The sequence below is a fragment of the Castellaniella sp. genome (genome assembly GCF_049673105.1).
Lineage (GTDB): Bacteria > Pseudomonadota > Gammaproteobacteria > Burkholderiales > Burkholderiaceae_B > Castellaniella.
In genome coordinates, this window is the sequence record NZ_JBATXG010000001.1 from 58,110 (window position 1) to 71,855 (window position 13,746).

The 13,746-nt window shown below is 63.5% G+C and carries 12 protein-coding genes; 8 read left to right on the plus strand and 4 right to left on the minus strand.

All coding sequences use genetic code 11. The features are described 5' to 3' along the window. Position 1: 1 nt before the first annotated feature. Positions 2 to 1,477, plus strand: a complete 1,476-nt coding sequence (locus tag WBF69_RS00270; RefSeq protein ID WP_424260038.1) for a M48 family metalloprotease — start codon at positions 2 to 4, stop codon at positions 1,475 to 1,477. 37 nt (positions 1,478 to 1,514) lie between these two features. On the opposite strand, the gene WBF69_RS00275 is transcribed toward WBF69_RS00270, so the two are convergent. Genes WBF69_RS00275 through WBF69_RS00285 form a run of 3 tightly spaced genes read right to left on the minus strand, consistent with a single transcriptional unit; the run spans position 1,515 to position 3,764 of the window. After that, positions 1,515 to 2,633 carry a YheT family hydrolase gene (locus WBF69_RS00275; RefSeq protein WP_424260040.1) on the minus strand — a complete coding sequence of 373 codons (1,119 nt, stop codon included), beginning with the start codon at positions 2,631 to 2,633 and terminating at the stop codon, positions 1,515 to 1,517. Continuing rightward, entirely contained in the window at positions 2,602 to 2,832 is a 231-nt protein-coding gene (locus tag WBF69_RS00280; RefSeq protein WP_424260042.1) for a zinc-finger domain-containing protein, read from the minus strand. Before WBF69_RS00280 ends, WBF69_RS00275 begins: the two co-directional genes overlap by 32 nt. An 11-nt stretch (positions 2,833 to 2,843) precedes the next feature. After that, on the minus strand, positions 2,844 to 3,764 hold the full coding sequence (locus WBF69_RS00285) for a branched-chain amino acid transaminase (RefSeq protein WP_424260044.1): 921 nt from the start codon (positions 3,762 to 3,764) through the stop codon (positions 2,844 to 2,846). A 124-nt stretch (positions 3,765 to 3,888) separates the two neighbouring features. On the opposite strand from WBF69_RS00285, the gene WBF69_RS00290 reads away from it, so the two are divergent. Continuing rightward, positions 3,889 to 5,274 carry a DEAD/DEAH box helicase gene (locus tag WBF69_RS00290; RefSeq protein WP_424260046.1) on the plus strand — a complete coding sequence of 462 codons (1,386 nt, stop codon included), beginning with the start codon at positions 3,889 to 3,891 and terminating at the stop codon, positions 5,272 to 5,274. 8 nt (positions 5,275 to 5,282) lie between these two features. On the opposite strand, the gene WBF69_RS00295 is transcribed toward WBF69_RS00290, so the two are convergent. After that, positions 5,283 to 5,657, minus strand: a complete 375-nt coding sequence (locus WBF69_RS00295; protein ID WP_424260048.1) for a thioredoxin family protein — start codon at positions 5,655 to 5,657, stop codon at positions 5,283 to 5,285. A gap of 52 nt (positions 5,658 to 5,709) precedes the next feature. On the opposite strand from WBF69_RS00295, the gene WBF69_RS00300 reads away from it, so the two are divergent. The 6 genes from WBF69_RS00300 to WBF69_RS00325 all read left to right on the plus strand — a co-directional run bounded on the left by WBF69_RS00300 (position 5,710) and on the right by WBF69_RS00325 (position 13,700). After that, a complete protein-coding gene (locus WBF69_RS00300) occupies positions 5,710 to 6,504 on the plus strand; it encodes an EI24 domain-containing protein (protein WP_424260050.1) in 795 nt (264 codons plus the stop codon). A 64-nt stretch (positions 6,505 to 6,568) separates the two neighbouring features. Further along, positions 6,569 to 7,414 carry a competence/damage-inducible protein A gene (locus tag WBF69_RS00305; protein WP_424260052.1) on the plus strand — a complete coding sequence of 282 codons (846 nt, stop codon included), beginning with the start codon at positions 6,569 to 6,571 and terminating at the stop codon, positions 7,412 to 7,414. 214 nt (positions 7,415 to 7,628) lie between these two features. Then, complete coding sequence (locus tag WBF69_RS00310) at positions 7,629 to 8,351, plus strand: IclR family transcriptional regulator (RefSeq protein ID WP_424260109.1); 723 nt, start codon at positions 7,629 to 7,631, stop codon at positions 8,349 to 8,351. Between the two features lie 176 nt (positions 8,352 to 8,527). Next, a complete protein-coding gene (locus WBF69_RS00315; RefSeq protein ID WP_424260054.1) occupies positions 8,528 to 9,097 on the plus strand; it encodes a phasin family protein in 570 nt (189 codons plus the stop codon). A gap of 181 nt (positions 9,098 to 9,278) precedes the next feature. After that, positions 9,279 to 10,511: an efflux RND transporter periplasmic adaptor subunit gene (locus tag WBF69_RS00320; RefSeq protein WP_424260056.1), complete on the plus strand. Its 1,233-nt coding sequence runs from the start codon at positions 9,279 to 9,281 to the stop codon at positions 10,509 to 10,511. Positions 10,512 to 10,520: 9 nt separating this feature from the next. Then, positions 10,521 to 13,700 carry an efflux RND transporter permease subunit gene (locus WBF69_RS00325; RefSeq protein ID WP_424260058.1) on the plus strand — a complete coding sequence of 1,060 codons (3,180 nt, stop codon included), beginning with the start codon at positions 10,521 to 10,523 and terminating at the stop codon, positions 13,698 to 13,700. Positions 13,701 to 13,746 lie beyond the last annotated feature (46 nt).

The following is a 13,746-nucleotide window of genomic DNA, read 5'->3' on the forward strand; positions in this document are numbered from 1 at the left end:
CATGAATCGTCGCCTTTCCCGGATCGGGCAAACGCTTTTCCTGACGGGCGCTCTGGCGGGCGCCCTGCCGGCCTGGGGGCAGCCCATGGGGCTGCCGTCCATGGGGGCGGTGTCCTCGGCGGAATTGTCGCCGCTGGTCGAGCGCACGCTGGGCCAGGCCATCATGGAACAAGGCCGCCATGATCCGACCTATGTGGCGGATCTGGATATCAATCAATACCTGACCGATCTGGGGCGCAAGCTCGCCGCGCATGCCCCCCAGTCGCTGGAGCAGACCATCACCGTGTTTGCGGTGCGCGATCCCGCCATCAATGCCTTTGCCTTGCCGGGGGGGTATATCGGGATCAATAGCGGTCTGGTCGTCGGCGCCCAGAGCGAATCTGAATTGGCCGGCGTGTTGGCGCACGAAATCGGCCACGTCATGCAGCGCCATATCGCCAGGGGTATTGCGCAGCAGTCCCAGGGCACCGGCCTGATGGTCGCCAGTCTCATTGGCGCCTTGCTGGCGGCGCTGGCGGGTCAGGGGGATCTGGCGATGGGGGTGGCGACTTTCGGGCAGGCGGCCACGATCGACCGTCAGCTGGGCTTTTCCCGCAGCGCCGAACAAGAAGCCGATCGCGCCGGTTTCCAGATGATGCGCCAGGCCGGCTTCGATCCCAGAGGCATGCTGGACATGTTCCGGCGGCTGATGAACGCCTCGCGCCTGAACGAGGGAACGGGGGGTGGATACGCCTCGACGCACCCCTTGTCCATCCAGCGTCTGTCCGACGTGGAAAACCGGATCGCCGAACTGCCGCCCCCCGCTGCATCGGACGACTCGGAATTCTGGTTCGTGCGGGCGCGTCTGGCGCTGATTCAGGGGCGCGGCGACGAAGACCGCGTGCGTCAGACATTCAAAAGCGATGCCGGCAAACAGCAAGGCAGCCGGAAGGCCGCCGCGCTCTACGGCCTGGCCTGGCTGGATTGGAAAGCCGGCCAGAACGCCGCTGCCCGGCAGCAACTGGATGCCGTGCGGGCGCTGCAGTCGGCGCCGCAGGTGGATATGCTCGATATTCGGCTGGCGCGGGCGCAAAGCCCCGCCGCGGCAGTGGCCGCCGCGGCGCAGGCCTGGCAGCGCTGGCCGCGCAGCCAAGGGGTGGCCGATGAACGTGCGCGTGCCTTGCAAGCCGCCGGCCAGGACAGGGCCGCCGTGGATTTTCTGCAGGCAGTGATCCGGCAGTGGCCCGATACCCCGGAATTTCAGCAACTGCTGGCCGGCAGTCTGGAACGTCTAGGCAACAAGGTCGAAGCGCACGAGGCGATGGCGTCTTATTTCGAACAGACCGGGGCCTTGCCCACCGCCATGGAACACCTGCAGCAGGCGCGTCGCCTGTCCCAGGATTTCTACGAGCAGTCGCGTTTGGATATGCGTATCCGCGCCTTGCGGGATCACCTGGAAAACCAGCGGGCGCTGCTGGAACCCTATAGAAAAAAATAGCGCGCCGATCCGCTGCCGGCTTGCCGGGGCTGTGGGGCTATTGTCCGGTCTCGAAGAATTGCTGTAGCCGCTTGGGCAGCCAGTTCAGGTGACCTGGGAAAATACCGGTGACGAAGCTGGCATGGCCGCCCTGGTACGGCTGATGCAGCAGCACATCGGCGGATGCATCCCGGCTGCCCGGCAAGGATGCCTCGGGGATGAACGGGTCGTTGCGGGCATTCAGGATCAGGGTGGGGACGCGGATGTCCGGCAGCAAAGGCAGGCTGGCCGCGCGTGTCCAGTAGTCCAGGGCGTTCCGGTAGCCATGCATGGGCGCGGTATACAGATCGTCGAATTCACGCAGGCTGCGCATGCGTTGTGTGCGCGTCACGTCCACGGAGCCGGGGAATTCCTGGGCTTTGCCGTAGATCTTGTGGCGGATGCTGCGCAGGAAATAACGCGAATATAACTGCCGCCCCCAAAACGTATCGGACAGCCGCCGCCCGCCGGCGGCCAGATTCATGGGGACGGACACGGCAGCTGCCGCCCGCAGCCCCTGCATGGCATGGCCGGATTCCCCCAGGTGCTTCAGCAGCGCGTTGCCTCCCAGCGAGATGCCTGCCGCATGCCAGGCGGCCTGCGGCAGTCGGGATCTGACGTGGTCCAGCATGAAGGCGATCTCGGCCGAGTCGCCGCTGTAATAGGCCCGCGCCATACGGTTGGGCACGCCGGAACAACTACGGAAATGCGCGGCCACCACCACCCAGCCCTGACGCCGGAATGCGTGCGCAATCGCCTGCATATAGGGGCTCAGGCTGCTGCCTTCCAGGCCGTGGAACAGAATCAGGGCGCGGGCATCCGCGGGGAGTTGCGGCCAGTCGGCGGGCTCCATCCAGCGGCAGGCGGCGGTACCCACCAGGCTGGAATCGTGCGGGGTGGTTTCGCCGTTTGGCCGGGTGTGCGCATCCAGACCGGGGCCGCACCAGTCCAGATCCACGAAATCCCCATCGGGGGTGTCGACCCGTTCGCGGATGAAGGGGATGGTAGGGTGCTGCGCGCAGAAGGCGCCGTACAGTGTTTGCACGTGCCCGCCCGGCAACCAGGCCGGCACGGGGCAGCGGCTGGTGTCGAGACGGGCAGGTGAATCAGAGACGGATGCCGGCCTGTTCGTGGCCATGCGGGTGGTCGCCGTCGCGCAGAATGTATTCAGTGCCGCAATACTGACATTTGGCGACCCCGTTTTTCACGACTTCGATGTAGGTGCGAGGGTGCATGGACCAGAGCGGAGATTTCGGGCCGGGGCAATAGACAGGCAGGTCGGCGGCGCCGACGATCACGGGTTCCAGTTTCTGGGGGGTGGCGGGTGTGCTGCTCATGGTGTTTCCTGTCAGACTTTCGAGAGCCAATGGTGGTATTTCGGGGTTTTGCCCGATACCGCATCAAAGAAGGCTTTTTGCAGTTGGGCGGTGACGGGGCCGCGTTCTCCGGCGCCGATCTGGCGACCGTCGATCTCGCGGATCGGCGTGACTTCGGCTGCCGTGCCGGTGAAGAAGGCCTCGTCGGCGATGTACAGGTCATCGCGCGTCAAGCGGCGGGATTCGACCCGCAGATCCAGGTCGGTGGCGATCTGATGGATCGAGGCGCGGGTGATGCCGGTCAGGGCGCAGGCGATGTCCGGTTCGTAGATCACGCCATCGCGCACGATGAACAGGTTTTCGCCGGAGCCTTCGGCCACGAAGCCATTGGTGTCGAGCAGGATGGCTTCGTCGTAGCCGTGTTCGAGGGCTTCGGTATTGGCCAGGATCGAATTGGCGTAGGTGCTGGCGATCTTGGCGCGCGGCATGGTGACGTTCACATGCTGGCGGGCATAGGACGATATTTTGACGCGGATGCCTTGTTTGAGGGCTTCTTCGCCCAGATAGGCGCCCCAGGGCCAGGCGGCGATGGCCACATGCACCTGCGCGCCTTTGGGCGACACGCCCATTTTTTCGGAACCGTAGAACACGATCGGGCGGATATAGCAGGATTCCAGCTCGTTGCGGCGCACGACTTCGATGTGGGCATTGGAGATCGCCTCGCGCGTGTAGGGGATCTTCATCTGGTAGATGTGCGCCGAATTGAACAGGCGTTTGGTGTGGTCTTCGAGACGGAAGATGGCGGTGCCGTGATCGGTCTTGTAGGCGCGCACGCCTTCGAAGACGGACAGGCCGTAGTGCAGTGAATGCGTCAGGACGTGGGTGGTGGCGTCGCGCCAGGGTACGAGTTTGCCGTCGTACCAGATCACCCCATCACGGTCAGCCATAGACATCGCCGTCTCCCAGAATAATAGGAGCTTATTGTACCAATTGCCCGCCCTGAGGCGATGCACGGTAAAATACGCTGTTCATGAACACACAGGGCCGCTTCTGGCGCCTGTGTTCCTTTAGCTGCGAATGACCGAATCCACCCCAACTGATCCCATTGCTGAACAAGACGTCTCGTTCAGCCAATTTGGCCTGCACCCAGGCATCATGCAAGCCATCGAGGCCACAGGCTACACCTCTGCCACGCCGATTCAGGCCAAGGCCATCCCCATTGCCTTGGCCGGGCACGATGTCATGGGGGCGGCCCAGACAGGCACCGGCAAGACCGCTGCATTTTCCCTGCCGATCCTGCATCGCCTGATGCCGTTTGCCAGCACCAGCGCATCGCCCGCTCGCCATCCGGTGCGGGCGCTGATCCTGACCCCCACGCGCGAGCTGGCCGACCAGATCCACGAAAACGTGCAGCGCTACAGCCAGTTTGTGCCCCTGCGCGCTGCCGTGGTCTTCGGCGGCGTGGATATTCGCCCGCAAAAAGAACAGCTGCGCCGGGGTTGCGAAATCCTGATCGCCACGCCGGGACGGCTGCTGGATCACGTGGAACAGCGCAACGTGAATCTCAGCCAGGTGGGCATTCTGGTGTTGGACGAAGCCGACCGCATGCTGGATATGGGCTTTCTGCCCGATCTGGACCGCATCATGCGCCTGCTGCCCCCCGGGCGCCAGGGGCTGCTGTTTTCCGCCACCTTCAGCCCGGAAATCCGCAAACTGGGCCGCAGCTTTCTGCGCACTCCCGTGGAAGTCGAAGTGGCCCGTCCCAACGCCACGGCCGACACCGTCACGCAGATCGCCTATCCCCTCGAAGGCGAGGCCAAGCGCCGCGCCGTGGTGCATTTGGTGAAATCCCGCCAGCTCAGCCAGGTCATTGTGTTTTCCAACACCAAGATCGGCTGCAGCCGCCTGGCGCGGCAGCTGGAACAGGACGGCATCCGGGCCGAATCCATACACGGCAATAAATCCCAGATCGAACGCATGAAGGCTCTGGACGCCTTCAAGGCCGGCACGCTCGAAGTCCTGGTCGCCACCGACGTCGCCGCGCGCGGCTTGGACGTGGCCGGCATTCCTTGCGTGATTAATTACGATCTGCCGCGCAATCCCGAAGACTACGTGCACCGCATCGGTCGTACGGGTCGCGCCGGCGCGGAAGGCGAGGCCATCGCGCTGTTTGCGCCCGACGAAGAACGCTATCTGCTGGACATCGAAAAGCTGATCAGGACGAAAATCCCGCGCGGCGAACTCGAACTGCCGCGTCCGTCCCGGCGCCGCCCGGTTGGGACGGGGCATCGCACCGGGACTGGCTGGCATGCGTCCGAAGCCCCGGTGGATGAGTTTTTTTCCAAGCCGTATGTGCCTGCCTCCGCTAGCGATCAGGCAACCGTGACTCCGTTGCGGCCCGCCGTCACCCCGGCGCGCCGCCCGGTCGGGGTGTTGCTGGGCGGCGGTCGCAAACCTGCCTGATCGTTGTCTTAGGCCGCTAGCTGGCTGACTGCTCCGGGGCCGTCATCCAGCACCGGCAGGCTGTCTGCGCCGTCCAGCAGGCGCTGCAGGTGTTCGACATAGGGCAGTTGAACCCCCCAGAACCGTGTGCCGGCGCGGTCTTGCACCAGGATGGTCGGAAAATTCTCGACGTCCTCGTCGCCCAGCCAGTCGGGGCTGTCTTCTATGTCTACCCAGATGAACGTCCAGCCGGGCAACTGGCCGGCCAGGGTTTCCAGGGCGGGCCGGTAGTCGTCGCAGGTGCGGCACCAGGCAGCGCAATAGCAGACGATGCGACGACCGTCATCCTGGCTGAGTCGATCCCGCAGAGCGGGCAGGTCGGTGTGGGGGTTGAATACTTTCATCAGAGCAATATAGTATGAAAACTTCCTCCTCTTTTCACACCACGTAGCACGTATGACGCATCAGAATCTTGCACTGCGCGGGTCGCATGCTTCCCAAGGTCTCTCTCGGGTCGGGCAGGCGTTTCGCCGCGCCTTGCTCAGCCAGATGCATCCGCGCATGCTGGCAGCGCTGTTTTTGCCTTTTGTCATCGCCGCGCTGGGGGCTATTGTGCTGCTCTGGTTCTTCTGGACGCCTTTGACCGGATGGCTGGACCAGGAGGCCTCATCCTGGGGCATGTTCAACACCGTGGACGGCTGGCTGGTGGCGACGGGGCTGTTTTCCCTGAAGCTCTGGCTGGTGCCCTTGATGGCCGTCGGCCTGTTGCTGCCGATGGCGGGCATCCTGGGCCTGGGTATCGCCGCCGTCTTCGTCATGCCCCTGGTGCTGCAGCACCTGGAAAAGCGGGATTATGTCGGGCTGAGCCGCCAGGGGCAGCACGCGACCGTCCTGGGCGTCTGGAATGCCGTCTGGGTGGGATTTCTGTTCTGTCTGGGGTGGTTGGTGACCATGCCGCTGTGGCTGATTCCTCCGTTGGCGCTGATCCTGCCGGTGTTCTGGTGGGCCTTTGCCCTGAACCGCATGCTGCGGGTGGATGCGATGATCGAACACGCCAGTCCCGCCGAGCGGCGCTTGTTGTGGCGTCGACACAACCGCCAGTTGTGGCTGATCGCCACCATTCTGGCCCTGATCAATCTGGTGCCGCTGTTTTGGCTGGTGATGCCGGTGTTCTCGGCCTTGGTCTATGCGCATTTCTGCCTGGATGCCATCGGGCGGCTGCGGGCCGAGACCGTGATCGACATGCCGTGATGCCAGGTGGGGGCGCCAGCGCCCCGATGCCTGATTCCTTCGAGTGCTACGCGGAAACTGCTTGATGACATCCCTTCAGAACACCCCCCAGGCCGCCACGGCGGCGGCTGGCTCGCAGACGCCGCGTGTGCGTCTGATCGCCATTGGCGACGAGATCCTGTCGGGTCGACGCCAGGACAAACATTTCGCCACCCTGATCGATCTGCTGCAGGCGCGTGGCATGCGCTTGCAGGCGGCGGAATTCATCTCCGACGACGAGGACGACATCACGGCCTGCCTGCGGCGCAGCTTTGCGACCGAAGACATCGTTTTCTGCTGTGGCGGCATTGGCGCAACGCCCGATGACCGCACGCGCCAGGCTGCCGCCCGCGCCCTGGGCGTGAAACTGGTCCTGCATCCCGAAGCCGCCCGCCTGATCGGCGAACGTTGTGCGGACATGGCCGCCAAAGGACAAGGCAGCGCCGATATGTCCACGCCGGAAAATCAGCAGCGGCTGCAGATGGGGGTATTCCCCGTCGGGGCCGAGATCATCCCCAACAGCTACAACCGCATCCCTGGGTTCTACATCCGCAATCACAGCTTCATGCCGGGCTTTCCCGTGATGGCGCATCCCATGATGACCTGGACGCTGGATACGCGCTACGCGCAATGGCATCACCGGGAATCCCGAGTCGAACATTCCTTTCTGGTGTTCGGTTTGCCGGAATCCCGCATCACGCCGGCGCTGGAATGGCTGGAACAACGCTGGCCAGGCATCCGGGCCTTCAGCCTGCCCAACGTCGGGGACAGCGGCGGCCATCCGCATATCGAATTGGGCGTCAAAGGCGAACCCGATGCCGCTGCCCAGGCCGTGGTCTGGTTAAGATCCGAGGTGCAATCTCTGGGCGGCAGCCTGATGCCGCCGGTATGATTTTTGGTGGCCCGTCCGGCAGGGGGTAGCTCAGCCAGGGCTTGCCAGACGGGATGATTTTTCATAGTATGGAATTGTGGCGTTGCAACATATTCCTTTTATGGCCCGTACCTCGAGTCCCTCCTCCTCCTTTCTGTCCTCTTCTCAGCCGCCGCTGCGCGACGCGGTTGCTGCCGAGCAAAGTACGGTCACGATCCAGGTGCTGGATCGCGCGATGCGCATCCTGGATGTGCTGGCAGGGCAGCGCGACCCCATGGCGCTAAAGGACCTGTCCGCCAAAACCGGCCTGCATGCCTCGACGACGCACCGCATCCTGGCTGACCTGGCGGTCGGGCGTTATGTCGAACGGGTGGACAGCGGCCTGTACCGTCTTGGTATGCGGCTGCTGGAACTGGGGTCCTTGGTCAAGGGGCGTCTGGACGTACGCACCGCCTCGATCGGGCCGATGCGCGAACTGCATCGCCAGACCGGACAGACCGTCAATCTGTCCCTGGCCCAGGGAGACGAAATCGTCTACATCGAACGCGCCTGGAGCGAGCGCTCCGGCATGCAGGTCGTGCGGGCCATCGGGGGCAGGGCGCCCTTGCACCTGACGTCCACCGGCAAGCTGTTCCTGGCGACCTGGGATGCCCGCAGCATCCGCAGTTACGCCATGCGCACCGGCCTGGCCGGCAATACGCGCAACAGCATCACGCAACTGGATCAGCTGGACCGGGAACTGGCGCTGGTGCGGCGGCACGGGTATTCGCGCGACAACGAGGAACTGGAATTGGGCGTGCGCTGCATTGCGGCGGGTGTCTATGACGATACCGGCACCTTGCTGGCGGGTTTGTCTCTGTCCGCTCCCGCCGAGCGCATGCGCGACGACTGGATCCCGCTGTTGCTGTCCGCCACCGCCAGCATTTCCGAGGCTCTGGGCTACGAAGCCCAGCACTGACGGACCGGGCGTTCAGCCGGCGACGTGAATTTGTTGCGCCGCAACAAAAATATCTTGACTTCCTTGTTCATTGCTTTAAAATTTCATTTGTGCACTGCAGCATTTTGCTTGCAGTCGAGAAGGTGCCGGGCATCATGCCTCTGAGGAAGCCTTCTACTTATTGACAAGGAGTCATCATGAGCGCAAATCCCCAAGCCCTGCTAGCCACGCAGAAAGCCGTCATCGACAATGTCCTGGCCGTCCAGGGTACTTTTTTCAGCGGCTTCGAAAAGCTGGTCGACCTGAACCTGAAGGCCGCCAAGGCCGCGCTGGAAGACGTTGCCCAGAAATCCCAGGAAGCAGCTGACCTGAAGGACAGCCAGGAACTGCTGGCCTTTACCTCGGCGCTGGTGCGTCCCGACCAGGCCGTGGCCTACGGCAAGGACGTCTACGAGATCCTGGCCAATGTACAAGGCGAGCTGAGCAAGCTGGCCGAAGCCCAACTCAGCCAGAACCAGGAACGCGTCGCCGACGCCGTCGAGCAATTCGCCCGCAACGCCCCCACCGGCTCCGAAGGCGCCGTGGCGCTGCTGAAGTCCTCGCTCGCCACCGCGACGAACGCCTACGAATCCGCCGCCAAGGCTGCCCGCCAGGCCGCCAGCGCTGCCGAATCGAATTTCTCGGCGGCGACCAACGCCACCCTGAAGGCTGCGTCCGACGTGACGAAGGCGTCCAAGCCCGCACGCGCGCGCCGCTCGGCCAACTAAGCGGATAGCAGCAGCGACCGGTTCCGTAGCCGGTCAGCTGAGTCTTGAAAGCCAGGCATTTGCCTGGCTTTTTTTTATTCAAAATTCCTTCATCTTTTTGCGCAGGCTTGCTCGTATACTCGCACAGGGCGCCTGACAGCGTCTGTTCCATTCCGTCACATTTTGCCCAGGATCCCCCAGCATGTCCGGTGTGCGTCGTTCCTTATTGTTGATTGGCTTGCCCGTTCTCGTGATGCTGGGCGCCGCCATCTGGTGGCTGAGTCGCCCGACCGCAGCGGTGGCGCCCTCATCGGCAACCGGCGCGCCAACTTTGGTGCGGACAGTCCTGGTGCGTCAGCAGGACGTACCCATCCGCTTGCCAGGGCTGGGCGCCGTCCAGGCTTGGGAAAGCGTCACGGTGCGCTCGCGCATCGATGGTCAACTGGAATCTGTGGGCTTCCAGGAAGGCGATGCAGTGCGGCAGGGGCAGCTCATTGCACAACTGGATGACCGGGTGCAAAAGGCGCAGCTGGCGCAGGCGGTGGCGCAGCTGGATCGCGATCAGGCTCAACTGGGCAATGCCCGCCAAGACCTGAAACGCTATACCGAACTGGTCCGCCATGCGGCCATTGATCGTCAAACGCTGGATACTCAGCGAGCCCAGGTGGCGGCGCTGCAGGCCACGGTGCAAGCTGACGAGGCCATGGTCCAGGCGGCTCGTGTGCAGCTGGCCTATACCCGGATCGAAGCGCCGTTTGACGGCCTCACCGGTGCGCGTCTGGTCGATCCAGGCAATCTGGTGCGGGCAAGCGACGCGCAGGGTTTGGTGGTCATCAATCAGATTGATCCCATTGCCGTCAGCTTCACGGTCCCGGATATCGCGTATGCGCAGATCCGGATGGCGCTGGATGCGCTCAAGGCCGATCCGGCCGCCTCACGGGCTGGCGAAGGCAATCCCTTGCGCGCCTTCCAGGTTCAGGTGCTGTCCCAGGGCCAGGCGCAGATGCTGGGAGAAGGCCACTTGGTCCTGATGGACAATCAGATCGATGCCGCCAGCGGCACTTTGCGGCTGAAGGCCAGGCTGGATAATGCCGCCCACCGTCTATGGCCGGGGCAGACGGTGGACGTGCGCCTGATTCTGGGGGTGCGGCAGGGGGCCTTGGTCGTGCCCGATCCTGCCGTGCAGCGCGGGGCGCAGGGCCTGTTTGTCTACGTCGTGGGCCAGGACGATGCGGTGCAGACACACCCCGTCCAGGTGCTGGTGTCTCAGGACGGTTTCAGTGTCATCGCCCAGGGCCTGGCGGCAGGCGATCGTGTCGTGGTGGATGGGCAGTATCGCTTGCGACCCGGCATGCGGGTCGCCGAGGTCCAGGACAGTCATGCCGGCGCCCCGCCGGGTCCGCAGTCCGCGGGCGGCAAGCCTGCGGGTTCCTGAGCATCGGTCATGGTGAATATTTCCACGCCTTTCATCCAGCGGCCCATCGGCACTTCGCTGCTGGCGCTGGCCTTGTTTCTGGTGGGGCTGGCCGTGTTTTCGCTGCTGCCGGTGGCACCTTTGCCGCAGGTCGATTTTCCGACCATCCAGGTCACGGCCAAACTGCCCGGCGGCAGCCCGGAAACCATGGCGACCAGCGTGGCCCAGCCCTTGGAGCGGCAGTTTTCCACGATTCCGGGCCTGACCCAGATGAGTTCGGAAAATACGCTGGGGGCATCGCGCATTACGCTGCAATTCGATCTGGATCGGGACATCGATGGCGCCGCCTTGGATGTGCAGACGTCCATTGCCGCGGCGGCCCGTCAGCTGCCGTCCAACATGCCGAATCCGCCGACCTTTCGCAAGGTCAATCCGGCGGATTTTTCCATTTTGCTGTTATCGGTGCAATCCGATGTGCTGCCGGTCACGGTAGTGAATGACTATGCCGATAACATCCTGGCGCAGCAATTGTCGCGGGTGGAAGGGGTCGGGCAGGTCAATATCTTCGGCCAGCAAAAGCCTGCCATCCGCGTCCAGGTCGATCCGCGCAAGATCGCCGCATTGGGGCTGGATCTGGAGTCGATCCGGGGGGTGATCGCCACCACGACGGTCAGCCAGCCGACGGGTACGGTCGATAGCGCCCGACAAAGCTATACCATCTACACCAATGACCAGTTGGTGGATGTGGACGAGTGGAACGACGCGATCGTTGCCTGGCGCCAAGGCGCGCCCGTGCGGGTGCGCGATATCGGGCAGGCCGTTCACGGGCCGGAGGACACCAAGCAGGCCGCCTGGGCGTTTGCCGGTCTCGGGGCGGGACCGGACGATGTGGCGGCGGATGGCCGTTCGCTGGTGGTGGGGGTGACCAAGCAGCCGGGGGCGAACGTGATCGACACGGTGGCCCGCATCCGCGCCGAACTGCCGAAGCTGATGGCGGCCATGCCGGCCAGCGTTCGCGTCAGCACCTTGCTGGACCGCACGCAGAACATCCAGGCCTCGGTGCACGAGGTCGAGTTCACGCTGATCCTGTCGATCGTGCTGGTGGTGCTGGTCATTTTCATGTTCCTGCGTAATCTGGCCGGCACCCTGATCGCCAGTGTGACCGTGCCGCTGGTGTTGATGGGAACCTTTGCCCTGATGTATCTGGCGGGCTACAGCCTGGATAATCTGTCGCTCATGGCCCTGACGATCTCGGTCGGCTTCATCGTCGACGATGCCGTCGTCATGCTGGAAAACATCTGGCGTCACGTCGAAGAAGGCATGCGGCCCATGGAGGCCGCTATTCGCGGGGCGCGGGAAATCGGCTTTACCATCGTGTCGATTTCCGTGTCGCTGGTCGCCGTGTTCATCCCGCTGTTGCTGATGGGCGGCATCGTGGGGCGACTGTTTCGGGAATTCGCCGTGACCGTGGTCATGACCATCGGGATTTCGGTGTTGGTGACGCTCACGCTGACGCCCATGCTCTGTTCACGCTTTCTGCGCGATCTGCAGCATGCCCGGCACGGACGCGTCTACCATGCCTTTGAACGCGGTTTCGAGGCGCTGTTGGGCGTCTATCGGCGCAGCCTGGACGTGGTGTTGAATCATCCCTTTCTGACGCTGTGCGCGTTTCTGGCTACTTTGGTCGCCTCGGTGGCGCTGTTGGTGACCATCCCCAAAGGCTTCTTTCCGCAGCAGGACACCGGGGCCCTCTTCGGGCTGGCGGAATCCTCGCAGGATAGCTCTTTCGAGGCCATGAACGTCCATATGATGGCCTTGGCCGATGTGCTGCGCCAGGACCCGGACATTGCTTCCTTTGGCATGACCAGCAATGCGCCGACCTTCAATACCGGGCGTTTTTTCATCAGCCTGAAGCCGCGCAGCGCGGGGCGCACGGATTCCGCCGATGCCGTCATCCGGCGCTTGAACCCGAAACTGGCGAAAGTGCCCGGTGTGCGCCTGTTCCTGCAGGCCGGGCAGGACATCAATGTGGGCGGACGGATGTCGCGCACGCAGTATCAGTACACGCTGACTAGCGCCGATCTGAACGAACTCAATGATTGGGCCCCCCGTCTGCTGGACCGTTTCCGCACCTTGGCGCCGCTGACTGATTTGGCGACCGATCAGCAAAACAGCGCCAATACCGCCGTGGTGACCATCGACCGGGCGCGCGCCGCCATGTTCGGCATCACGCCATCGCTGATCGATCACACGATTTACGATGCCCTGGGCCAGCGTCAGGTGGCGCAGTTCTTCACCCAGATCAACAGCTACAACGTGGTGCTGGAAATCACGCCCGAATGGCAACGCGACCCGGATGTGTTTTCTCATCTGTACATCACGTCGCCGCTGACGGGTCAGCAGGTGCCTTTGTCCAGCCTGGTCAAGGTAGACACCTCGCAGACCGGTTATCTGTCCATCAGTCACCAGGGGCAATTCCCGGCGGTGACCATTTCCTTCAATCTGGCGAGTGGCTATTCCCTGGGGCAGGCGGTGGACGCCATTGCGCAGGCTCAGGCCCAGATGGCGGTGCCGATCTCGTTGCAGGGGTCGTTCCAGGGAACGGCGCAGGCTTTTCAGGAATCGTTGGCCACGCAGCCCTATCTGATCGTGGCTGCTCTGGTCGCGGTGTATATCGTGCTGGGCCTGCTGTACGAAAGCTACATCCATCCTTTGACGATTCTGTCCACGCTACCCGCAGCCGGGGTGGGCGCTTTGCTGATCCTGATGATCAACGGCATGGATTTCAACGTGATCGCTCTGATCGGCATTTTGCTGCTGATCGGCATCGTGAAGAAAAACGGCATCTTGCTGATCGATTTCGCGATCGTGGCCGAGCGCGAACAGGGGCTGTCATCACGTGAAGCCATCTATCAGGCCTGTCTGCTGCGTTTCCGGCCCATTCTGATGACGACGCTGTGCGCCCTGTTTGCGGGCTTGCCGCTGATGTTGGGCAGCGGGGCGGGGTCGGAATTGCGCCAGCCACTGGGCTACACCATGGTGGGTGGCCTGATCCTGTCCCAGGTGCTGACGCTGTACACGACGCCGGTCATCTATCTGTATCTGGATCGCCTCCATCACCATTATGTGCGGGGGCGGGCGTTGAAGCAGGCTCGGCGGCTGCGCAGTCGTCGGGTGGCCGCTCGTGTGGCAGGGCCGGCGGGCCGGTGACCGCTCCCTGCGCATCCCGCCCGTATGACCGGATCCATCATGGACC